The following is a 21,279-nucleotide window of genomic DNA, read 5'->3' on the forward strand; positions in this document are numbered from 1 at the left end:
TTGAATCGTATGACAGCGCTGCTCCGTGCGGATGAATGTCCCCGCCGCGCGCTCGGAGTGGACCGCTTTGCGTAATCATATGAACGCTGATCAACGTCTTGCTCTGGAGGTCGTCGCCGGTGTCAAACGAGGCAGGCAGGATGCCTCGATATGTTGCTTCTCCCGACGTCGTTTCCGACATGGAGACGTTAGTGAGGGGCGCAGTCCGTACGCCTGCTATCGCGTCCGCGCTTGCGGAAGCCCGGTTGTCCGAGCACGTGATCGTGTCCGAGATGATCACCGACCCCTTTCTGGAGGTCCGTGCCCGCCAGCTCTACCGGAAGGTGCTGAGCCGGGCGGCGAAGTTGCGCCAACATGATGCGCGGAAGCCGGAATGGCGCGTCAGCGACTGGCGCCCCACGTACCTGCAGGTGGCCTGCCTCGCCGGGGCGCTCGCCTGGCCGGTGGCCGTCGCTCTCGTGGTATTCAGCCTCGTCTTCTCGGCGCCGTGGTTGCTGCACGTCGTCACGGTGGTCGGGATGCTTCATTTTGATCCGGTGACCCGTCACTTCCTCAAGAGCGGCGTTCCGGAGTCGGTGTGGCAGCGCATGCAGTGGGGGCGGCAGCGGCGCTTGATGCGTTTGCGTCTTCCGATCTCGCGGGGGGAGTGGCGGCAAGCGGTCAGGGAGGAGGTGGTGCTTCCGGAGCTCCGGCTGAAGATCCACCAGCACCAACAGCTGAAATTCAGTCTCGACCTGCAAATTTTCGACGCATCGGGGCTCCGTTCCGCCGACGATCTGGCGTCGCTTGTGGAAACTGAGCCTGTTAAGCGGTTGATCGAGGAGCTGGAGCGTACCGATGAAGGGGCCATCGCTCTCGCCGGTCAGAGGGGAACCGGTAAGACGACTTTGCTCAGGGCGCTCGCGAAAGATCTGTTCCCGGACCCGAAGCCGCGCCTGACCGTGTCAGCTTCTGCTCCCGTCAACTATGACCCGAGAGACTTCGTGCTGCACTTGCACGCGGTGGTCTGCCGGTCGCTGCTGGACCGGCTGCGAGTGGGCGTCACCGGAGGTGGCGGCGACGAGACCGAGCAGCGGTGGCTCAAGCTCCGATTGCGGGAAAACCGTCGCGCGGCGTGGGTCGATCATTCCGGGCGGGCGGTTCGGAGGCTCGGATGGGTGCTCCTGTACTTGGTGGTCGCCAACATGGTGGACCCAGGCGGGCAGCTGGCTCTCGCCGAATACTTCGAACAGCTGCGCATCCCGATTGGGGTTCCTCGGCAGGATGTTTACGACTGGGCGGGGAGCTTGGCCCCCGAGCGGTTGGTGGCACTGGTGCTTGTCGCACTTGCAGGCGCGGTTGCCGCCAGTTGGGCGCTTGGCGCGCTGTTGCGTGTCGGCGGATGGGGCTTTCGCAGGCTGCTGCGAGGTCTGGCTGGGCGCCTACAGGTGACCTTTCGAGATTTCCGGCGGTCGGACTTGCTTGCCAGGTTCTTCACCTCGCTGGCTCGGGTCCTGTCCGTGTTGGGCCTGGATAGCCTCACACCCCGCTGGCGACCGGTGACCAAGAGGCGGCCGGTCGACTTCTCGCCGCAGTTCCTCCGGTTGGGAAGTGATCTCACGGCACTGCGACGCCTGGCACAGGAGCAGTTGCGACACGTGCGGTATCTGCAGACCCGTACGGCGGGTTGGTCGGGGAAGTTCAGCTCGGTGAAGGGGATTTCCCTCGGATTGGACCGCTCAGTGCAGGAAGCGGAGCAACCGCTCACGTATCCGGAAGTGGTTGATCGTTTCCGGAACTTCGCCAACCACGCGGGCTCGGTGCTGGCCCGCTCCAGGGCATTCGACGGGATCACAATCGTGATCGACGAAGTGGACAAGGTCGCTGATGCTGAGACCGCGCACAAGTTCATCAACGACATCAAGGGCGTGTTTCTCGATGTCGAACGCTGCGTGTTCATCGTGTCCGTGTCCGAAGATGCGCTGACCTCGTTCGAGCGACGCGGAGTGCCGGTGCGGGATGCGATGGACAGCGCGTTTCACACGATGATTGCCATGACCCCGTTCGACATCCAGGACACCAAGAACTGGTTGAGCCGTCGTGTGGTGGGACTTTCACAACCGTACGTTGCGCTTTGTCATTGTTTGAGCGGTGGTGTTCCCCGCGAGCTCTACCGCGTGGCGCGCGCGGTTCTGCGGCTGTACCGGCGTGGCGAAGCGCGGCGATTGGGTGAAACTACCCATTCGCTCGTGTGGGACGAAATCGAGCGGAAGATCGGTGCCTTTTCGCGAGCCGCCAGGGAGTCGGCAAGTGCCCATGAGGTTCACAAGTTCATCGTGGTGCTCGAAGGGTGCCGTGCCCGAGCCGGCGTGTGGAAGTTGCTCGTAGCGTCGAAGCAGTTGCAGGAGATGGCGGAGGCGGATGAGGGTGACGGCGCTGATCTGCGGCGCGAAGCTGCGGCCTACCTCTATCTGTGCGCGACGCTCCTTGAGTACTTTTCCGACGATCTCGAAGAGTCGCAGCATGGTGAGGATTGGCTGGATGAGAGTCATGGCCTGCCCAGGCTCGCATCCGCTCGGACCGCGCTGGCCGTCTCGCCCGCGCTCGCTTGGCAGCACGTTGCAGCTTTCCGTCGGCATCACGGCATGGATACAGCGCTGGCCGGATAGCGTGCCAGATCGGAAATTTCACGCCGCCGACGGGGCGAGCATCGGCACCAGGAAGCGGCGCGCGATGTCCCCCGCAGCTGCTCCTCGTCGTTCAGGTGGACGAGCAGGCTCGGGTTTGATCAGGAACGATGCGGAGATCCGCACATGAGCTCCGTCACCAGCTCCGCGGCGCAGCTGGCCCGCCACGAAGCTCCGCACCGTCGCCATCGTGCGGCCGCCGGCGCTGATCGTGGACGGCACCACGACGTCCGGTTCGGCTGTCCCGGCGTGGCGGGCGAACTCGCGGCCGTCGCGCCGCGACCACGGCCGCGCCACCGGGAGGATCCGCTCCGTGATCAGGCCAGCGGCGCGGCGGAGGTGACCACCGGCTCCGGCGGGCGCAGCAGGCCGGGTCGCGCGGCGGCGAGCCCGCACACCAGCTCGGGCACGACCAGCAGGAGCAGCAGCCAGATGGAGGCGTGCCAGCCGCCGGTCGTGGTGTGCAGCAGGCCGAACGTCAGCGGGCCGGTGGCGGCGAGGAGGTAACCACCGGACTGCGCCATGCCCGACAGTCGCGCCGTGATCTCCGCCGTGGGGGACCGCAGGTTGAGCAGCGTGAGGGCGAGCGGGAACGCGCTGCCGGTGGCGACGCCGAACACCACCGTCCACAGCCACCCCGCCCCGGGCGCCACCAGCAGGCCGCCCAGTCCGAGGACCATCAGCGCGGCCACCGCGACGACGAGCGGCCGCTGGTCCCGCATCCGGGCGGCGAGGACCGGCACGGCGAACCCGAGCGGGATCCCGATGACGATGATGACCGAGTTCATCGTGCCCGCCGTGGCGGCCGGGAACCCGTGCTCGCGCATGATCTGCGGCAGCCACGACGTCAGCGTGTAGAACATCAGCGACGCCATGCCCATGAACACCATCACCGACCAGGCCAGCGGCTCGCGCAGCAGCGAACCCGCGGCCTGCTGAACTGTTTCGGCGGCGCGACGGCGGGTGAGCGGGCCCCACGCGAGTGCCGCGACGAGCGCCGGGACCGCCCACGCGACGAGCGCGAGCCGCCAGCCGCCCGCCTGCTCCAGCGGCACCGCCAACCCCGCGGCGGCCGCGCCGCTGACGGACATCAGCATCATCGCCAGGCCGGTGAACGTGCCCGCGCGGCCGGGGAAGGCGTGCTTGACGACCGCGGGCACCAGCACGTTGCCGGTGGCGACACCGGCTCCGGCCAGCACGGTCCCGGCGAACAACGCCGCCCGGCCGGGGATCGCGCGCAGCAGGAGCCCGGCCGTGAGCACCACGAGCGCCGCGGTGATCGCCGCCTCGGTGCCGATCCGGCGGGCCAGCGCGGGCGCGAGCGCGGAGAACAGGCCCACGCACAGCTCCGGCAGGGTGGTGAGCACGCTGACCTCGACGCCGGTGAGGCCGAACTCCTCCCGCAGCTCGCCGAGCACCGGCGGGACGCCGGTGATGGCCGCGCGCAGGTTGAGGGTCAGCAGCACCAGGCCGACCGCCAGCCAGATCGCCCTCACCGGCGGGCGGACCAGCGGACGAGCGCGGCGGCGATTCCGGTCGCCACCACGGTTTCGGCGAACAACGACAACCACACGGTGATCATGCGGGCACCTCCTGGTTCCAGCGTGCGTCGCCGGACCGGGTAGGTCCAGGTTGCGGTTCCGGACATGACCGTGAAGAATCAGCTACATGATCGACCTGCGGCGGCTCCACGTGCTCCGCGCGGTGGACCACTACGGCACGGTGCGGGCGGCGGCGGAGGCCCTGCACTTCACCCCGTCGGCCGCGTCGCAGCAGATCCGCCAGCTGGGGCGGGAGCTCGGGGTGGCCCTGCTCGAACCCCACGGCCGCCGCGTGCGGCTGACACCGGCGGCGCAACGGCTCCTGGCGCACGCGGACGAGATCCAGGCGCGCTGGGAGGTGGCCGAGCGGGACCTGCGCGCCGACGACGACCAGCCCGCCGGGCTGCTGCGGCTGGCCGGGTTCCCGGGCGCGGTGAGCGCGCTGCTCGCCCCGGCCGCCGCCGCGCTCGCCGCCCGTCACCCGCGGCTGACCCCGCGGATCCGCGAGGCCGAGGCCGGGAACTGCTTCGACCTGCTGTTCGACGGCGACGCGGACCTGGCAGTGGTGGAGGCCAAACCGGACGAGCCGCCCCGCGACCGGGCCCGGTTCGACCAGCGTCCGCTGCTGGACGACCCGTTCGACCTGCTGGTTCCGGCCGGCCACCGGCTCGCGGCCCGGGAACGGGTGGAGCTCGCCGAGGCCGCGGACGAGCCGTGGATCGTGCCCGGCGCGCCGTGCACGTGCCGCACCCACGTCCTGTCCGCCTGCGGCGCGGCCGGCTTCACCCCGCCGGTCGCCCACGACGCGGTCAACTGGGAGGCGACGATCGCGCTGGTGGCGCACGGGCTCGGGGTGGCGCTGGTGCCGAGGCTGGCCCGGGTCCCCGAGACCGCCCCGGTGGTCCGGCTGACGTGCGCGGAGGAGCCGCGGCGCAAGATCCTGACGGTCACCCGGCCGGGCGCGCGCGGTGATGCCGCGGTGGCCGCGGCACTGGCGGAGCTGGAGCGCCTGACGCCCGCCCTGCTCACCCGGTGAGCGGGGCGGGCGTCAGCCCGGTGAGCGGCTGGCTCAGCCCGGGCCGGGGTGGGCGGCGATCACGGGGGCGAGCAGCTCGGCCGCCCGTCCCGGGGTGATCACCTCTGCGGGCGTCAGCTTCCGCGTCGCGACGCTGCCCGGATCCTCGTACACGTGCTCGCCTTCGAGCCTGCCCTGCTCGTCGTACGGCCAGATGAAGGCCGCGCGGCAGCTGACCAGGTAGGTCGCCGCCGGATCGTCCACGTCGGCGCCGGCGCGGGCCAGGAAGCGGCCGGGCAGCTGGCGGTGGAACCAGGCCTCGGCGGCGAAACCCCAGTCCGCGACGGCGGGCCGGAGCGCGGTCGTCCACAGCACGAGGGCTTCCGCCCGCCGCACCTCGTCGTAGAACCGCCCGATCTCCTCCAGCCCGCTGAGCACGATGCCGGCCCGGCCTTCGCTCAGCCGGTAGACCGGCTCGGCGGCCATCATCGCCGGTGTCAGGAACTCGTGGTGGCGCCCGGCCACTTCGAGCAGGACGTGCTGCCGGAAGTTCAGCAGGATGCGCCGGTGGTGGGGGTCGGCGGTCCGGGTCAGGAGTTCGTCGACGGCGTCCATCTGGTGCACGAGCTGGTGCTCGTGGCCGGTGAGCACCGCGGTCACGACGCGGCCCGCCCGGGGACGCGGGGCCCGAAGGTCAGCACCAGCGCGGCCACCACGGGGGCGAGCGCGAAGGCCAGGAACCCGGTGGCGGTGCCTGCGCCGGAGGCGACGATGAGGCCGCCGTAGATCGGGCCCACCACCCCGCCGATGCGGCCGAACGCGAGCGCCAGCCCGAGCCCGCTGCCGCGGTTGGACGGCGGGTAGTAGGTGGCCATGTAGGAGTTGAGCAGGTTCTGCGTGCCCGCCCCGCCCGCGCCGACGAAGACCACCAGCAGGTACACCAGGGCGGGCGCGGGCTGCTGGGACAGCGCGGCCAGCGCCAGCGCCGCGGAGCAGAAACCGGCGATCACCACGTACTTGGGGCCGACCCGGTCGGCGACGGCCGCGCCGGCGAGCGAACCGAGGACCGCGCCGAGGTTGAGGAACACCAGGAACGACAGCGCGGAGCTGATGCCGTACCCGGACTTCATCATCAGCGAGGGCAGCCACGTGTTGGTGCCGAACATCAGCAGCAGGCACAGTGCCGTGCCGATCCAGAAGACCACGGTGGCGCGCAGGTGCCGTCGCCCGAACAGCGACCCGGCCGCGGCGAACGGGCGCTCCCGCCCCGTGACCGGCTGCGCGCCCGGGATCTCGGTGAGCTCCAGCGGCAGCCGGAACCGGTGGATCTGCTCGCGCGCGGCCGCGATCCGTCCTTTCGAGACCAGGAACGACACGGACTCGGGCAGCCTGCGCAGCGCGAACGGCAGCAGGATCAGCAGGGGCAGCACCCCGATCCAGAACAGCGCGCGGTAGCCCCAGGCCGGCACCAGCCAGATGCCCAGCAACGCCGAGAGGATGCCGCCGAGCCCCACTCCGACGAGGGCGAGGGAGACGTTGAGGTTGCGCCTGCCCTCCGGCGAGAACTCGACGACCATGGACAGTGCCGTGGGCATGAACCCGCCGCCGCCGATGCCCACGATGAGCCTGCCGACGAGCAGCACTTCGGGGGTGGGCGCCACGGCGCACAGCAGCATGCCGAGCGAGAAGACGGTGACGGTGGCCAGGTAGATGCGGCGGCGGCCGATGATGTCGGTGAACATGCCGGCGACGAGCGCGCCGAGCAGCATGCCGAACACGGCCGCCGAGCCGATCACCCCGGCGTAGCCCGGGCTCAGCGTCCACCCGGGGTGCTGGAGCAGCGAGGGCACGGCGACACCGAAGACGTAGATGTCGTAGCCCTCGAAGATCAGGGCCGCGCCGCACAGCAGCATGATCGCGGGCGACGTCCGGGTCACGGTGACCCTGGCCGCGCCGTGGCCGACGGTGGTGGGCGTGGTGCTCACTTGGACCTCCTTGTGCAAGCGAACAGGTCGGGGCCGGCTAGCGCAGGGCCTTGGTGTTGCGGCGGAACAGATCGAGCCAGCTGCCACCGGCCGGGCAGGCGCCCGCCTTTTCGATCTCGCCGATCCCGGCCAGCACCTGGGCGGGCCGGGTGAAGCAGTAGTCGGTGCCGAAGAGCAACCGGTCGGTGCCCACGACGGAGGCGAGTGTGGACAGCGCGGTCGGCATGGGAGTGCCGGCGCAGTCGAACCACAGCTTGCCGAGCTGGATGCGGGCGCTCTCCGCGGGATCGCCGTCGCCGATGCCGAGCGCCCTGCCGCGGAACAGTTCCACCCGGTCCATCAGCAGCGGCAGGACACCGCCGCTGTGCGTGAACACGAACCGGATGCGCGGGTGGCGGAGCAGGACGCCGGCGAAGATCAGGTCGACGACGGTGCGGGCCGTGTCGAACGGGAACTCGATCATCGGCAGCGGCCGTCCCAGCGCGACCGCGTCCGCGTTGAGCGGTTTCGTCGGGTGCACGAACAACACGGCCTCGTGCCGGTCGAGTTCGGCCCACAGCGGCGCGTACCGCGGGTCGCCCAGGTACACGCCGTGCGCGTTGGACATCACCGAGAACCCGGCGACCCCGCTTTCGGCGCGGACCCGGCGGATCTCGGCGATCGCGCCGTCCACATCGGGCAGCGGCAGGGACGCGAACAGGCCGAAGCGGCCGGGGTGCGCCGCGGCCACCGCGATGCCGAAGTCGTTGACGTGCCGGGCCACGTCCCTGGCGGTGTCGTCGTCTCCGAAGTGGACACCGGGGGAGGAGATCGACAGCAGTGCCTGGCCGATCCCGGCGTCGTCCATCAGCCGCAGGTGCTCCTCCGCCGACCAGGACGGCCACCCGGGCATGCCGTCGGGAACGTCGTGCCCCGCCTGCCGGGCCGCCGCGATGTAGTCGCCGGTGACGAAGTGGGAGTGCACGTCGACGAGTGATGAGGTCATTTCCGCCCTTCCGGGTCAGTGCGCGGACCGGGGAACCGGGTGCGCGGCTGGACATCGACCGCGCTCGCCACAGTATAGTCTCGTATCACAGGATACAAGACCTGATAATCAGGACTCAGCTACTCTGGAGGGGCGACGATGCCCGTAGTGACCTCGGCCGCGGTGGTGTCCGGTCCGGACAGTCCGTTCCGGCTCACCACCGTCCACCTGGACCACCTGCGGCCCGGCGAAGTCCTCGTGCGGATGCGGGCAGCCGGGATGTGCCACACCGATCTCAGCGTCCGCTCCGGCGTCATCCCGTTCCCGCTGCCCGGCATACTCGGGCACGAGGGCGCGGGCGAGGTCGTCGCGACCGGCGGCCACGTCACCCGGGTGCGCCCGGGGGAGCGGGTGCTGCTCACCTTCACCTCGTGCGGCCGGTGCGCCGCGTGCCGGTCCGGCCACCCCGCGTACTGCGCGCAGCACCTGACGGCCAATCTGCTGGGCGGGGCGCGCGCCGACGGCTCGCCCACCGTCCGGGACGCCGCCGGCCGGCCGCTGCACGCGCACTTCTTCGGGCAGTCGTCCTTCGCGGAGATGGCGATCGCCGACGAACGCAGTGTGATCCCGCTGCCTCCGGACACCTCCGACGACGAGCTGATCACGCTGGCGCCGCTGGGCTGCGGTTTCCAGACCGGCGCGGGCGCGGTGCTCAACGTGCTGCGGCCGCGGCCGGGCGCCTCGCTCGTCGTGGCAGGCGCCGGCGCGGTCGGGCTCGCCGCCGTCATGGCCGCCGCGTCCACGGCGGCGGAGCGGATCATCGTCGTCGACCGGGTGCCGTCCCGGCTGGACCTGGCTCGTTCGCTCGGCGCGACCGAGACCGTTCACGCGACCGGGCAGGACCTTAGGCAGGACCTGCTCGACCGCACCGGCGGCGCCGGGGTGGACCTCGCGATCGAGACCACCGGCAACGTCGCCGTTCTGGAAGGGCTGATCGGAGCGCTCGCGGTGCGCGGCACCTGCGCGGTGATCGGCGCCCCGCACGCCGGGTCCACCGCCGCCTTCGACGTCAACGCTCTGCTGCCCGGACGGCGGATCGTCGGGGTGACCCTCGGCGACAGCGAGCCCGAGTCGTTCGTGCCGCACCTGATCGCCCTGCACCGGGCGGGCCGGTTCCCGCTGGACCGGCTGATCCGGCGCTACCCGTTCGCCGACATCGAGACCGCCGCGCGGGATGCCGCGTCGGGCGAAACGATCAAGCCCGTCCTGGTCTTCGGAGCGTGACCCGTGCGCACTGACACCCTCACCCCGCTCTGGTACGGCGGAGAGCACCACCCGGCCGCCGGTGGCACCTTTCCCGACATCTCGCCCGTGACGGGCGAACCGGTGGCGACCGTCGCCGCGGCGACCGCGCGCGACGCGGAAGCCGCCGTCACAGCCGCCGCGGCAGCGCAGCGGGCCTGGGCCGCGACCGGCGTCGGCGAACGGCGGCGCGTCCTGCTGACGGCCGCGGACATCCTCGAACGCGACCTGGACGCCCACCGGCACACGCTGGCCCTGGAGACGGGCGCGGTCCGCGGGTGGGCCGACATGAACGTGCGGGAGGCGGCGGCGACCCTGCGGGAGGCGGCGGGCCTGGTCACCGTCGCCACGGGGGAGATCCTGCCCTCCCACGACCCGGGGACCGTCACGTTCTCGCGGCGCGAGCCGGCCGGGGTTGTGCTCGCCCTGGTGCCGTGGAACGCGCCGGTGATCCTCTGCGCCCGCTCGATCGCCATCGCTCTCGCCGTGGGCAACGCGGTGGTGGTGCGGCCCAGCGAGCACGCGCCGATCGCCGCGGGGCACCTGCTGGCCGGCGCGCTGCACGAGGCCGGCCTGCCCGCGGGCGTGGTCGGCGTCGTCACGACCGACGCCGCTGCCGGGCCGGAGGTGACGGCCGCGATGATCGCGCATCCGGACGTGCGGCGGGTGGTGTTCATCGGCTCCACGCCGGTGGGCCGGTCGATCGCGGAACTGGCCGGCCGTGCCCTGACTCCGTCCGTGCTGGAGCTGGGCGGCAAGAACGCCACCATCGTGCGCGCCGACGCGGATCTGGAAGCGTGGACCCCGGCGCTGGTCACCGCGTCGTTCGCCAACAGCGGGCAGGTGTGCATGTGCACTGACCGCATCATCGTGCACGCCGACCGCGCCGGAGAACTGGTGGCGCGCCTGTCCGCGGCGGCCGAAGCCCTGGTGACCGGGGATCCCCGCGACGAGCGCACCGATCTGGGGCCGCTGATCGACGGGCGGGCCGCGGAGCGGTTCCGCGCGCTGGTCGCCGACGCGGTCGGCAAGGGTGCGCGCGTCCGGTCGGGCGGCCCCGACGTCGACGGCGGTCTCGCCCGCCCGACCGTGCTCACCGGCGTGGGCCCGGACTGTCGCCTGTGGACCGAGGAGGCCTTCTCCCCGGTGGTGTCGGTGCATCCGGTGGCCGGCGACGAGGAGGCGGTCGCGCTCGCGAACTCCTCCGAGTACGGCCTCATCGCCAGCGTGATCACGGCGGACGCGGCGGCGGCGGAGCGCCTGGCCGGGCGGTTGCGCACCGGCGCGGTGCACCTCAACGGTCCGTCGGTCGGGGACGAGCCGCACGTGCCCTTCGGCGGGCTCGGCGCGTCCGGGTTCGGCCGGCTCGGCGGTCTGGAGTCGGTGCGCACGTTCACCGAGCAGCGGACGTTCTACCGGCACCAGGCATGACGGAAGGAGCCGCCCAGGCGTGCCTGGGCGGCTCCTTCCGCGTGTTCGCCCGGTCAGGCCGGGGAACCGACCGTGCGGTACTCGGCCGGGTCGAACCGCGCCGTGCGGGCCTTGTACGCGTCGACCGTGCCCCACCAGTTGGTCACCACCCGCCCGCCTTCGCCGACGTACCAGCTCGAGCACCCGGTGGCGAACGCGCTGCGGGCGAGGTCCTGCTGCAGCCGGTCGTTGTAGGCCGCCACCACCTCCGGGCGCACGTCCAGGGCCGGGGCGTCCGGGCCGAGCCGCGCGAAGGCCTGCAGCAGGTAGTCGTACTGGGCCTCCAGCATGGCGATGATCGAGTTGTGGTTGAGGTTGGTGTTCGGCCCGTAGAGGATGAAGAAGTTCGGGAAGCCGGGCACCGCCATCCCGAGGTAGGCCTGCGGCGACTCGCGCCACGCCTGCTCGTGCAGGTCCGTCCCGCCGCGGCCGGTGACGCGCAGCCCGTTGAGGAACTTCAGTGACTCGAACCCGGTCGAGTACACGATCACGTCCACCGGGTGCAGCGCGCCGGTGGCGTCCCGCACGCCGTCCGGTTCCACCCCGGCGACCCCCGCGGTCACGAGGTCCACGTTGGGCCGGGTGAACGCGGGCAGGTACTCGTCGCTGATGACGGGGCGCTTGCAGCCGAACGCGTAGCCGGGCCACAGCTTCTCGCGCAGCACCGGATCGGCGACCTGTGCCTCCAGGTGCTCGCGCGCGATCCGCACGGTCTCGCGCGCCACGTCCGAACCCGGCTCCAGCGCCCAGAACTGCCGCTCCCGTTCGGCGTACTGTTCGGCGCGGCTCTTGGCCAGCGCCTCCGGGTCCTCCCGGAACGCCCGCAGCTCCGCCTCGGTGTACGGGCGGTCCTCGCGGGGCAGCACGTAGGGCGCCGAGCGCTGGAACACGGTCAGTTTCGCCGCGACCGCGGCGATCTCGGGGATCAGCTGCGCGGCGCTGGCGCCGCTGCCGACGCAGGCGACTCGCTTGCCGGTCAGGTCGACGTCGTGGCGCCAGCGAGCGGAGTGGAAGGAAACGCCGGTGAACCGCTCGCGCCCGGCGATGCCGCGGTAGCTGGGTTCCGCCAGCTGCCCGCAGGCGGAGACGAACACGCGCGCGGTGATCGTGCCGCCGTCCGCGGTCGTCACCCGCCAGTGCAGGTCCGCCTCGTCCCAGTCCGCCGCGACGACCCGCGTGTTCAGCCGGACGTGCCCGAGGACGCCGGTGCGTTCGGCGAACTCCCGCAGCCGCGCGAACACCTCGCCCTGGCTCGGGTAGATCCGGCTCCAGTCCGGCGGCTCCTCGTCGAAGGAGTACCAGTACAGGTGCGACGGCACGTCGCACGCGCACCCGGGGTAGGTGTTGTCGCGCCACGTGCCGCCCACCTCCGCGGCCCGCTCCAGCACGAGGAAGTCGTGCTGCCCGCGGGCCTTGAGCCGGGCGCCGAGCCCCAGCCCGGCCACGCCCGCCCCCATCACCACCACGTCGTAGTCGGTCATCAGCACACCGCCTGTCAGTCGAAACGGGACACGAGGAAGGCCGCCGCCGCGGTCAGCGCCTGCATGCCTTCGTCGAGGAACGCGGCGAAGGTCTGCCACACGTGCGGCATCTCCGCCCGGATCTGCAGGTCCACGTCCACGTCGGCGCGCGCCGCCGCGGCGGCCAGGCCGACCGCGTCGTCCAGCAGGATCTCCGCCGTGCCTGCCTGGATCAGCAGGGGCGGGAGGCCGGTCAGGTCGGCGAACACCGGGCTGGCCAGCGGCGTGCGCGGGTCCTGCCCGCCGAGGTAGTCCGCGGCGCGGGTGCTCAGCGACCGCGCCGTGAGGGCCGGGTCGGCGTCGGCCTTGCTGATCAGCGAGCCGGCCGACAGGGTCAGGTCGGCCCAGGGGGAGAAGACCGCGGCCGCGGCGGGCAACGGCAGTCCCTCGTCGCGTGCGGCGACCAGCGTCGCGATCGCCAGCCCGCCGCCGGCGGAGTCGCCGGCCAGCGCGAGGCGGCCCGGGTCGATCCCCTGGTCCAGCAGGGCGCGGTAAGCCGCGAGCGCGTCGCCGACGGCCGCCGGGAACGGATGTTCCGGGGCGAGGCGGTAATCCGCGGCCACGGCCCGGCAGCCCGCCTGCGCGGCCAGCGCCGCGACCACCGCGCGTGCGCTGCGCGAGCTGCCCACGACGTAGGCGCCACCGTGCAGGTAGAGGATCGCGGCGTCGCGGGCCGCCCCGGCCGGCTCGGCGGCGAGGGCGGGCACCGCGCCGAGCCTGGTCTCGGACAGCCGCACGTCGTCGGGGACCGGGAGATCGGCGTGGATCGCCTCGAACATCCGCCGGGTCTCGGCGACCGGTCCGCCGATGTCGAGCGGGCCTTCACGGAGGTTCTTCTTCAGTTGCTCGAGCTGTTCCGAACTCACAGGGGAGCTCCTTGTCTTCTCCGGCGCTGTCCCGCCGACGGTACTGTCCTGAAAAGCGCAACACAAGTTCTTGTATCCAGGACACTGGTGGCTTAGCGTGAACGAGCACCACCTGGGGAAGGGAGGAGACTTCGTGCAGACACAGCAACCGCCGCCCGCCGCGGAGACCGACTGCGAGGTGGCGGTCGTCGGGGCCGGGCCGGTGGGCATGACCGCGGCGGCGCTGCTGGCCGCCCGCGGCGTCCACGTGGTGGTCCTGGAGCGCGAACCGCGCACCAGCGACGAGCCGAAGGCGATCAGCATCGACGACGAGGCGCTGCGCGTGTACCAGTCGGCCGGGCTCGCCGGCCGTCTGCTGCGCATCATCGTTCCCGGCACCGGGACCAGGTACTACGACGCGACCGGCCGTCCCGTCTTCCACGCGGGCAGCCCGTGGCCGTTCCGGCACGGGTACCCGTTCAAGAACCCCTTCGCCCAGCCCGACCTGGAACGCGAACTGCACGGCCACCTCGTCGAAGCCCCGGGCGCCGAAGTCCGGATGAGCACGACGGTCACCGGCCTCGCCGGGTGCCCCGACGGCCGGACCGGACTGCGGTGCCGGCAGGACGACGGCACGACGTCGCTGGTCCGGGCCCGGTACGTGCTGGGCTGCGACGGGGGCCGCTCCACCGTCCGCGAATTGCTGGGGATCGGCATGACCGGGCGCAGCCACGACGAGGTGTGGCTGGTGGCCGACGTGCTCGGCGACCACCACGACCAGCGGTACGGGATGCATCACGGTGATCCGGCGCGCCCGCACGTGATCGTGCCAGGGCGGGACGGCCGGTGCCGCTACGAGTTCCTGCTGCACCCGGGCGAAGGCAGCCCGGGACAGCGGCCGGACTTCGCGCTCGTGCGCCGCCTGCTGGCCCCCTACCGCGACATCACGCCCGGCCAGGTCGAGCGGGCCGTGAACTACCGGTTCAACGCCGTGGTCGCCGACCGGTGGCGCGACGGCCCCGTCTTCCTGCTCGGCGACGCCGCGCACATGATGCCGCCCTTCGCCGGGCAGGGGCTCAACTCCGGGGTGCGGGACGCGGCGAACCTGGCCTGGAAGATCGCCGACGTGCTCGCCGGGCGGCTCGGCGAGTCCGCATTGGACACCTACGAGACCGAGCGGCGCCCGCACGTCGAGGCGACGGTCCGGCTCTCGGCCCGCTTGGGCCGGGTGGTGATGACGACCAGTCCCCGGCTCGCCCGGCAGCGGGACCGGCTCATCGGCGCCGCGATGCGCACCGAGCACGGCCGCGCGTACTTCGAGCACATGCGGTACCGCCCGCCGCACGTCTACACCGAAGGCCTGCTGGCGGGGGAACCCGGGCTCGCCGGGCGGATGATCGGCCAGCCGCGGGTGTTCGACACCGCCGCGCACCGCATCCGGTTGCTCGACGAGGTTCTCGGCACCGGGTGGGCCCTGCTCGGGGTCGGGGTCGATCCGGGGGAGGCGGCGGCGCTCGCCGGCCCGCTCGCGCCGGCCGTCGCGGAAGTGGCGGTGGACGACCGGATGCCGTCCACCCGGGGGCACCGCGTCCTCGTCGACGTCGACGGCGGGCTGGACGCCGAGCTCGCCGGCTACCGGGGCCGGGTCGTCCTGCTGCGGCCGGACCGGTTCGTCGCCGCCGCCTGGCGGCCCGCCGAGCCGCCCGCGCTGGCCGGCCCGCTGCGCCTGGCGCGCCGCCCCGTTCCCGAACCGGTCGCCTGACCATCCACAGTGGAGAGAGGAAGAAACCCGTGCCCACACCCGAACGCGTGATTCTCGCCGAGCCCGGCGCCGCGGGCAGTCTGCGCCGGACCGCGGTGTCCCACCTGGGCCTGCGCGTCCCCGACGTGGCGTCCACCACCGACTTCTACGGCCGGGTCCTCGGCCTGGTGCCGCACGACGACCTGCCCGGCGGCGGCCGGCGCCTGGGATGGGGGAGCGGCCACCACGTGCTCGACCTCCTGCCCGGCGAAGCGGGCCTGGACCACATCGCCTTCGAGGTCCGCGACCCGGACGGCCTGGCGGGACTGGAGAAACGGCTCACCGCGGCCGGTCACCACGTCAGCACGCTGGACGAGGCGTACCTGACCGAAGCGGTCACCGGTGAGCCGGGCCTGGTCTGCACCGACCCGGACGGCAACACGGTTCACTTCCACGGCCCGGTGCGCCGCGGCGGTGAGCACGCCGCCGACACCGGCCGCCGCCCGGTCAAGTACCAGCACGTCACCCTGTCCACGCGCGACGTCGCCGCGATGGCCGAGTTCTACGTGGGGATCGCCGGGTTCCGCATCTCCGACCAGCTTGCCGACGGCCGGTTCGCGTGGCTGCGCAGCGACCGCGACCACCACACCCTCGCCGTCGTCGCCGGCGGCCGGCCGGGACAGCTCGACCACTACTCCTACGACCTCGCCGAGTGGGCGGACTTCAAGGCCTGGTGCGACCGGCTGACCGACGAGGGCGTGGACGTGGTGTGGGGTCCCGGGCGGCACGGGCCGGGCAACAACCTGTTCGTGTTCTTCGACGATCCGGCGGGCAACCACGTGGAGCTGTCCGCGGAGATGGAGAAGTTCCACGACGACCGCGTCACCTACGTGCCGCGCCGGTGGGATCCGGTGCCGCGCAGCGTGAACCTGTGGGGCGGTCAGCTCGCGAGCTGGCGCACCACCTCGGAAGGGCAGTGAGGCGGCCATGCCGTACGCGACCTACGAATTCGGCGGCGCCCGGCGAGTCGGCCGGGTCGAGGGGGACCGGCTGATCCCGCTCGACGGGCTGTCGGAGCTGGGCCGGGACACCCCGTCCGACGTGCTGTCGGCGGCCCGCGAACGGCCCGCCGAGGCCGTCCCGGTGGCCGCGGCGCGGGTGTGCCCGCCGGTGCCGAACCCGGACAAGATCGTGTGCGTCGGCCTCAACTACCACGCGCACGTCGGCGAAACCGGGCGCGACCTGCCCACCTACCCGGTGCTGTTCACCAAGTTCGCCTCGAGCCTGATCGGCCCGTACGACGACATCGTGCTGCCGCCGGAGTCGGCCCAGGTCGACTACGAAGCCGAGCTGGCGGTCGTCATCGGGAAGGCGGGCCGGCGGATCCCGCCGGAGAAGGCCGTGGACCACGTGCTCGGCTACTGCGTGGCCAACGACGTCACCATGCGCGACTACCAGTACAAGACGCACCAGTGGCTGCCGGGCAAGGCGTGGGACCGCTCCACGCCGCTCGGGCCGTACCTGGTCACCCCGGCCGAGGCGGACCTCACGGCCGCGCGCGTGACCACCGTGCTGGGCGGGCGCGAACTGCAGAGTTCGGACACCTCCCGGCTGATCTTCGGCATCCCCACGCTGATCGCGGCGATCTCGGAGTTCACCACGTTGCTCCCCGGGGACGTCATCCTGACCGGCACCCCGGGCGGCGTGGGTTTCCGCCGCGATCCGCAGGTGTTCCTGCGCGACGGCGACGAGATCACGGTTTCGGTCGAGGGGATCGGCACGCTCGTCAACCGGGTGCGCGCCGAAAGCTGACCGGTCAGCCGTTCATCAGGGCGAGGCGGCCGCCGATCTCGGCGGCCGCCGACCGCACCTGCTCCACGATCGGCGCCTCGCGCTTCTTCGGCACCCGCGAGGCCAGGGCCGCGACGCTGATCGCGGCGACCACCCGGTCCTCGTCGTCCCGGATCGGCGCGGCGATGCCGAGCACGTCGGGGTCGAGTTCGCCGCGGGTGACGGAGAAGCCCTGCTCCCGGATCTCCGCCAGGCGCCGCATCACGGCGTCGACGTCGGTCAGCGTCGCCGGGGTGAACCGCTGCAGGGGCGCCGACTTCAGCACCGCGCGGGCCTCGTCCGGATCGCTCCACGCCAGCAGCACGAGGGCGGACGCCCCGGCGTTGAGCGGGAGGGTGCTGCCGCGTTCGTAGGACAGGCGGACGTGGTGCGCGGGTGGTTCCTCGCGGTCGACGCACACGACCAGCTCGCCGACGCGACGGGTCAGCAACACCGTTTCCCGCACCGCTTCGCTCAGCTTGGCCATCACCGGCGCGGCGGCCTCGGACAGCCCGTAGGAACGGCGGGCGATGCGGCCGAGTTCCAGCACGCGCAGGCCCAGCCGGAAGCCGCCGCCCGGAGCCTCCTCCAGGAACCGGCTGGCGACCAGGCTCTGCAGGTAGCGGTAGGCGGTGGAGCGGGCGACCTCCAGGCGGGCGGCGACGGCGGCGCCGGAGAGCACCCGCTCCTCGTCGGTGAACATCATCAGGATGTCGAGGGCGCGGTCGGCCGTGGAGTTGCGCTCCCGGTACGACCCGGTACGCGGTTGTCCTGACATGCGGACGACCATACCGCGTTTCAGGTCTTGGCGGGCTCCGGGTGGAGGCCGAGCAGCCGCGCGGTCTCCTCGACGCCGGCCACGCTCAGGTCGAGCTCCCGCGCGAGCCGGACCGTGCGCTCCACCAGCGGCAGGTTCCCCGGGCTGAGTTCGCCCTTGCGCAGGTACAGCGTGTCCTCCAGGCCGGCGCGCGCGTTGCCGCCCAGGGCGAGCCCCATCGCGGTCAGCCGCAGGTTCGCCCGGCCGATCGCGATCACCTGCCAGACCGCGCCCTCGGGCAGGCGCCGCACCATCGTCAGCAGGTTCTCCGGGGTGGCGGCCATCCCCCCGGCGACGCCCAGCACCAGGGAGAACTGCATCGGCTCGTCGTCGAGCAGGCCCTCGTCCCGCAGCCGCAGGCAGGCGTCCAGGTGGCCGGTGTCGTAGACCTCCAGTTCCGGTTTCACGCCCAGCTCCCGCATCCGGGACGCGAGCCGCCGCACCGCGTCCGGCGGGTTGCGGAACTCGCCCGCCCCGAAACTCATGCTGCACGGGTTCAACGTCGCCATCCGGGGCCGCAGCTCGACCAGCGCGGCGCGCTCTTCGAACGGCACCGTCAGCCCCACCCCGGTGGAGAGCTGGACCAGAATCGGGCACCGCTGCGCGATGAGGTCCATCGTGCGGCGCGCGGTGTCCGGGTCGGCCGTCGGCCGTCCGTCGGCGTCGCGCAGGTGGATGTGCGCGACCGCCGCCCCGGCCGAGTAGGCCGCGGCCACGGCGTCGGCGATCTCCTCCGGCTGCGTGGGCAGGTGCGGGTTGTCGGACTTGGTGGCGATCGGGCCGGTCGGCGCGACCGTGATCACGACGCTCACGAACAGTTCTCCTTCACTCGTGGAAAATCGCCACGGCGCGCGTCCATCCCGCGGACGCGGCGTGGATCTTGACCGGGAAGCAGGCGATGGAGAACCCGTCGCTGGGCAGGTCCTCCAGGCCGTGCAGCTTCTCCAGGTGGCAGTAGCCGATGTCGCGGCCCGCGCGGTGGCCCTCCCAGATCACCGACGGGTCCCGCTCGCGCGCGTAGCGCTGTGCGGTGTGGACGAACGGCGCGTCCCAGCTCCACGCGTCGGTCCCGGTGAGCCGCACGCCGCGCTCCAGCAGGTACAGCGTCGCCTCCCGGCCCATGCCGCACCCGGCGGAGACGTAGTCGTCCTGCCCGTACCGGGCTCCGGCCGCCGTGTTGACCACCACGATCTCCAGCGGCCGCAGGTCGTGACCGATCCGCGCCAGCTCGGCCTCGACGTCGGCGGCGGTCGCCACGTACCCGTCGGGCAGGTGCCGGAAGTCCAGCTTCACCGCGGGCTGCAGGCACCACTCCAGTGGCACCTCGTCGATCGTGACGGCCCGCGCGCCACCGTCCATCGTGGACGCGAAGTGGTAGGGCGCGTCCAGGTGCGTGCCGTTGTGCGTGGTGACGCGCAGGCGCTCGATTGCCCAGCCTTCGCCGTCCGGCAGGTCGTCCACCGTGGCCCCGGGGAAGTACGAGACCACCTCCTGCGCGGTCTCGGCGTGGGAGTAGTAGTCGATCTCGGGCAGCAGGCCCGGCGGGTCGGAGGCGATGCCCGCCCGCAGCGGCACCGACAGGTCGACGATCCTGGTCATGGAAGGCCTTTCTCAGCGGGCCAGACCGGCCCGGCCGGTCTCCCTCGTCATGGCGATCACGAGCAGGCCGAGCAGGGCGCACGCGGTGCCCCACAGCCCCGGCGCCGCGCCCCAGCCGGTCCACGCGACCAGTTGCCCGCAGAGGAACGGGCCGAGCCCGGCGGCCACGATGGTGCCGAGGTTGAAGCCGATCGACGTGCCGGTGTAACGGGTCCGGGCGGGGAACAGCTCGGCGAAGGTCGTGTAGACGGCGGCGGAGACGAACGGTTCGATCGCGGCGAACACCAGCACCACCGGCAGGATCACCGCCAGGCTGGACGTCCCGTCGACGACGAGGAACAGCGGCAGCGACAGCACGGCGAACGCGGCGAACCCGGCACGCGCGATCGGCCGGCGCCCGCGCCGGTCGCTGACCTGCCCCATCACCGGGAACAGCGCCGCCGTCGCCAGCAGCACCACGCCGAGCAGACCGTAGACGGTGGCCGGGCGGAAGTCCTTGACCTGCACCAGGTGGATGCCCAGGTACAGCTTGGCGAGAAAACCCGGGCCGAGGGTGGCGACGGTGAGCGCCGCGACCCGCAGCACGTCGGGCAGGTGCCCGCGCAGCACGTCCCGCACCGGGGTCCGGGTCCGCTCCGCCTTCGCCACGATCTCGGTGAACTGCGGCGAATCCTCCAGTCGCAGGCGCAGGAACAAGCACACGATCGTCAGCGGCAGGCACAGCAGGAACGGCAACCGCCAGCCCCAGTCGCTCAGCTGCTCCGCGGTCAGCACCGTGCTCAGCAGCGCAACGACGAGCGAGGCGACGCCGAACCCGAGGCCGATCCCGAGCGCGGGCAGGGACCCCAGCGCGCCCCGCCGCCGCGGCGGCGCCATCTCCACGATGTAGGTCTGCGCCCCGGTGAACTCGCCGCCCGCGGACAGGCCCTGCACCAGCCGCAGCACCAGCAGGGCCAGCGGAGCCACCAGACCGGCCTGCGCGTAGGTGGGCAGCACGCCGATCAGCGTGGACGCGCCGCCCATCAGGAAGATGGTGGCCATCAGCACCGACCGCCGTCCGATCCGGTCGCCCAGCGCGCCGAACAGGATCCCGCCGAGCGGCCGCGCCAGGTAACCGCCGCCGAACACCGCGAGCGCGGACAGCGTCGAGGCCGCGGCGTCGCCGGAGGGGAAGAACAGCGGCCCGAACACGACCGCCAGGAAGCCGTAGATGGTGAACTCGTAGAACTCGACCGCGCTGCCGACGGTGCTGGCGACCGCGGCGCGGCGCAGCGCCACCGGCCTGCCGGTGGTGGACGTGGTGGTCATGGGATTCCTTCCTCGTTGAAGGCGGGGGAGAACGTCAGGAGCGGGCGGCCACCGCCGCGGGCAGGAGGCCGAGGCGCTGGGCGTTGCCGCCGGTGACGGCGGCGGTGGCGGCCGGGTCGAGCCCGGCGGCGCGCACCCGCGCGACCGGGTCGGCGACCCCCATGTCGAACGGGTAGTCCGAGCCGAGCAGCACCCGGTCCGCGCCGGCGGCGGCGACGAGGCCGCGCAGGGCGCCGGGCGTGTAGACGAGCGAGTCGAACCACAGCCGCGGCAGGTACGAACTCGGCGGCTCGGCGCACCCGCGCGCGTCCGGGCGGTGGTGCCAGGCGTGGTCGGCCCGCCCCAGGCACAGCGGCAGGTAGCCGCCGCCGTGCGCGGCGATCAGGCGCAGGCCAGGGAACCGGTCGAGCACCCCGCCGAACACCAGGTGCGACAACGCGACCGCGTGCTCGACCGGCTGCCCCACCGAGTTGGACAGGTACCAGCGGTCCAGCCGTTCGTCCAAAGTGCACCCCCAGGGGTGCAGGAACACCACCGCGTCCAGCTCGGCGGCCCGCTGCCACAGCGGGTCCAGCGCGCGGTCGGAGAGCTCCACGCCGGGGGCGTGCGAGGAGATCTCCACGCCCTTGAGCCCGTGCCCGAGCACGGCGTCGTCGAGCGCCGCGACCGCGAGGCC

At 72.4% G+C, this 21,279-nt stretch carries 20 protein-coding genes; 7 read left to right on the forward strand and 13 right to left on the reverse strand.

The genetic code is table 11. The features are described 5' to 3' along the window. Positions 1–245: 245 nt before the first annotated feature. Positions 246–2,648: a hypothetical protein gene (locus tag ABZ215_RS30180; protein WP_354953413.1), complete on the forward strand. Its 2,403-nt coding sequence runs from the start codon at positions 246–248 to the stop codon at positions 2,646–2,648. An 18-nt stretch (positions 2,649–2,666) separates the two neighbouring features. On the opposite strand, the gene ABZ215_RS30185 is transcribed toward ABZ215_RS30180, so the two are convergent. The 3 genes from ABZ215_RS30185 to ABZ215_RS30195 are packed head-to-tail and all read right to left on the reverse strand — an operon-like array spanning position 2,667 to position 4,314. After that, on the reverse strand, positions 2,667–2,963 hold the full coding sequence (locus tag ABZ215_RS30185) for a hypothetical protein (protein ID WP_354953415.1): 297 nt from the start codon (positions 2,961–2,963) through the stop codon (positions 2,667–2,669). A 20-nt stretch (positions 2,964–2,983) separates the two neighbouring features. Further along, complete coding sequence (locus ABZ215_RS30190; RefSeq protein WP_354953417.1) at positions 2,984–4,162, reverse strand: MFS transporter; 1,179 nt, start codon at positions 4,160–4,162, stop codon at positions 2,984–2,986. Beyond that, the gene (locus ABZ215_RS30195) at positions 4,159–4,314 is read right to left on the reverse strand and encodes a hypothetical protein (RefSeq protein WP_354953419.1); all 156 of its coding nucleotides are present in this window, start codon (positions 4,312–4,314) and stop codon (positions 4,159–4,161) included. Before ABZ215_RS30195 ends, ABZ215_RS30190 begins: the two co-directional genes overlap by 4 nt. 20 nt (positions 4,315–4,334) lie before the next feature. Between ABZ215_RS30195 and ABZ215_RS30200 the strand changes: the two genes are divergently transcribed. Next, on the forward strand, positions 4,335–5,243 hold the full coding sequence (locus ABZ215_RS30200) for a LysR family transcriptional regulator (protein WP_354953421.1): 909 nt from the start codon (positions 4,335–4,337) through the stop codon (positions 5,241–5,243). Between the two features lie 33 nt (positions 5,244–5,276). Here ABZ215_RS30200 and ABZ215_RS30205 read toward each other — a convergent pair whose 3' ends face one another. The 3 genes from ABZ215_RS30205 to ABZ215_RS30215 are packed head-to-tail and all read right to left on the reverse strand — an operon-like array spanning position 5,277 to position 8,192. Further along, on the reverse strand, positions 5,277–5,882 hold the full coding sequence (locus ABZ215_RS30205) for a hypothetical protein (protein ID WP_354953423.1): 606 nt from the start codon (positions 5,880–5,882) through the stop codon (positions 5,277–5,279). After that, on the reverse strand, positions 5,879–7,207 hold the full coding sequence (locus tag ABZ215_RS30210) for an aromatic acid/H+ symport family MFS transporter (protein ID WP_237335015.1): 1,329 nt from the start codon (positions 7,205–7,207) through the stop codon (positions 5,879–5,881). Before ABZ215_RS30210 ends, ABZ215_RS30205 begins: the two co-directional genes overlap by 4 nt. 37 nt (positions 7,208–7,244) lie before the next feature. Beyond that, positions 7,245–8,192, reverse strand: coding sequence for an amidohydrolase family protein (locus ABZ215_RS30215; RefSeq protein WP_354710450.1), 948 nt, complete (start codon positions 8,190–8,192; stop codon positions 7,245–7,247). Positions 8,193–8,330: 138 nt separating this feature from the next. Between ABZ215_RS30215 and ABZ215_RS30220 the strand changes: the two genes are divergently transcribed. Beyond that, positions 8,331–9,455, forward strand: a complete 1,125-nt coding sequence (locus ABZ215_RS30220) for an NAD(P)-dependent alcohol dehydrogenase (protein WP_027936046.1) — start codon at positions 8,331–8,333, stop codon at positions 9,453–9,455. A gap of 3 nt (positions 9,456–9,458) precedes the next feature. After that, a complete protein-coding gene (locus tag ABZ215_RS30225) occupies positions 9,459–10,904 on the forward strand; it encodes an aldehyde dehydrogenase family protein (RefSeq protein WP_354953425.1) in 1,446 nt (481 codons plus the stop codon). Between the two features lie 53 nt (positions 10,905–10,957). On the opposite strand, the gene ABZ215_RS30230 is transcribed toward ABZ215_RS30225, so the two are convergent. Together ABZ215_RS30230 and ABZ215_RS30235 are read right to left on the reverse strand one after the other, a co-directional pair. Continuing rightward, a complete protein-coding gene (locus tag ABZ215_RS30230) occupies positions 10,958–12,424 on the reverse strand; it encodes an NAD(P)/FAD-dependent oxidoreductase (protein WP_039791626.1) in 1,467 nt (488 codons plus the stop codon). 14 nt (positions 12,425–12,438) lie between these two features. Beyond that, positions 12,439–13,329, reverse strand: a complete 891-nt coding sequence (locus ABZ215_RS30235; RefSeq protein WP_354953427.1) for an alpha/beta hydrolase — start codon at positions 13,327–13,329, stop codon at positions 12,439–12,441. 133 nt (positions 13,330–13,462) lie between these two features. On the opposite strand from ABZ215_RS30235, the gene ABZ215_RS30240 reads away from it, so the two are divergent. From ABZ215_RS30240 to ABZ215_RS30250, 3 genes are read left to right on the forward strand one after another with little or no spacing between them, the layout of a single operon-like run. Next, positions 13,463–15,070, forward strand: coding sequence for a bifunctional 3-(3-hydroxy-phenyl)propionate/3-hydroxycinnamic acid hydroxylase (locus tag ABZ215_RS30240; RefSeq protein ID WP_354953429.1), 1,608 nt, complete (start codon positions 13,463–13,465; stop codon positions 15,068–15,070). A gap of 29 nt (positions 15,071–15,099) precedes the next feature. After that, positions 15,100–16,029, forward strand: coding sequence for a VOC family protein (locus tag ABZ215_RS30245; protein ID WP_354953431.1), 930 nt, complete (start codon positions 15,100–15,102; stop codon positions 16,027–16,029). 7 nt (positions 16,030–16,036) lie between these two features. After that, a complete protein-coding gene (locus tag ABZ215_RS30250; RefSeq protein ID WP_354953433.1) occupies positions 16,037–16,861 on the forward strand; it encodes a fumarylacetoacetate hydrolase family protein in 825 nt (274 codons plus the stop codon). Positions 16,862–16,865: 4 nt separating this feature from the next. Here the strand turns inward: ABZ215_RS30250 and ABZ215_RS30255 are convergent, their stop codons facing one another. From ABZ215_RS30255 to ABZ215_RS30275, 5 genes are all read right to left on the reverse strand, one after another. Next, positions 16,866–17,657: an IclR family transcriptional regulator gene (locus ABZ215_RS30255; RefSeq protein ID WP_027936048.1), complete on the reverse strand. Its 792-nt coding sequence runs from the start codon at positions 17,655–17,657 to the stop codon at positions 16,866–16,868. 20 nt (positions 17,658–17,677) lie between these two features. Then, on the reverse strand, positions 17,678–18,508 hold the full coding sequence (locus ABZ215_RS30260) for a 3-keto-5-aminohexanoate cleavage protein (protein ID WP_354953435.1): 831 nt from the start codon (positions 18,506–18,508) through the stop codon (positions 17,678–17,680). Positions 18,509–18,521: 13 nt separating this feature from the next. Continuing rightward, positions 18,522–19,295 carry a cyclase family protein gene (locus tag ABZ215_RS30265; RefSeq protein WP_354953437.1) on the reverse strand — a complete coding sequence of 258 codons (774 nt, stop codon included), beginning with the start codon at positions 19,293–19,295 and terminating at the stop codon, positions 18,522–18,524. Positions 19,296–19,307: 12 nt separating this feature from the next. Then, positions 19,308–20,603 (reverse strand): MFS transporter, encoded by a 1,296-nt coding sequence (locus tag ABZ215_RS30270; protein ID WP_354953439.1) that lies wholly within the window; start codon positions 20,601–20,603, stop codon positions 19,308–19,310. A gap of 34 nt (positions 20,604–20,637) precedes the next feature. After that, a partial coding sequence (locus tag ABZ215_RS30275; RefSeq protein ID WP_354953441.1) for an amidohydrolase family protein occupies positions 20,638–21,279 on the reverse strand: 642 nt, incomplete at its 5' end.

The sequence above is a fragment of the Amycolatopsis sp. NPDC006131 genome (genome assembly GCF_040614175.1).
GTDB classification, from domain to species: Bacteria; Actinomycetota; Actinomycetes; order Mycobacteriales; family Pseudonocardiaceae; genus Amycolatopsis_E; species Amycolatopsis_E tucumanensis.

What these genes read in the sequence shown, in the direction of transcription:
- ABZ215_RS30195 (WP_354953419.1), bottom strand. Translation starts at nt 4,314, where the DNA reads ATGTCCGGAACCGCAACCTGGACCTACCCGGTCCGGCGACGCACGCTG.
- ABZ215_RS30200 (WP_354953421.1), top strand. Translation starts at nt 4,335, where the DNA reads ATGATCGACCTGCGGCGGCTCCACGTGCTCCGCGCGGTGGACCACTAC.
- ABZ215_RS30215 (WP_354710450.1), bottom strand. Translation starts at nt 8,192, where the DNA reads ATGACCTCATCACTCGTCGACGTGCACTCCCACTTCGTCACCGGCGAC.
- ABZ215_RS30220 (WP_027936046.1), top strand. Translation starts at nt 8,331, where the DNA reads ATGCCCGTAGTGACCTCGGCCGCGGTGGTGTCCGGTCCGGACAGTCCG.
- ABZ215_RS30230 (WP_039791626.1), bottom strand. Translation starts at nt 12,424, where the DNA reads ATGACCGACTACGACGTGGTGGTGATGGGGGCGGGCGTGGCCGGGCTG.
- ABZ215_RS30250 (WP_354953433.1), top strand. Translation starts at nt 16,037, where the DNA reads ATGCCGTACGCGACCTACGAATTCGGCGGCGCCCGGCGAGTCGGCCGG.
- ABZ215_RS30255 (WP_027936048.1), bottom strand. Translation starts at nt 17,657, where the DNA reads ATGTCAGGACAACCGCGTACCGGGTCGTACCGGGAGCGCAACTCCACG.
- ABZ215_RS30265 (WP_354953437.1), bottom strand. Translation starts at nt 19,295, where the DNA reads ATGACCAGGATCGTCGACCTGTCGGTGCCGCTGCGGGCGGGCATCGCC.
- ABZ215_RS30270 (WP_354953439.1), bottom strand. Translation starts at nt 20,603, where the DNA reads ATGACCACCACGTCCACCACCGGCAGGCCGGTGGCGCTGCGCCGCGCC.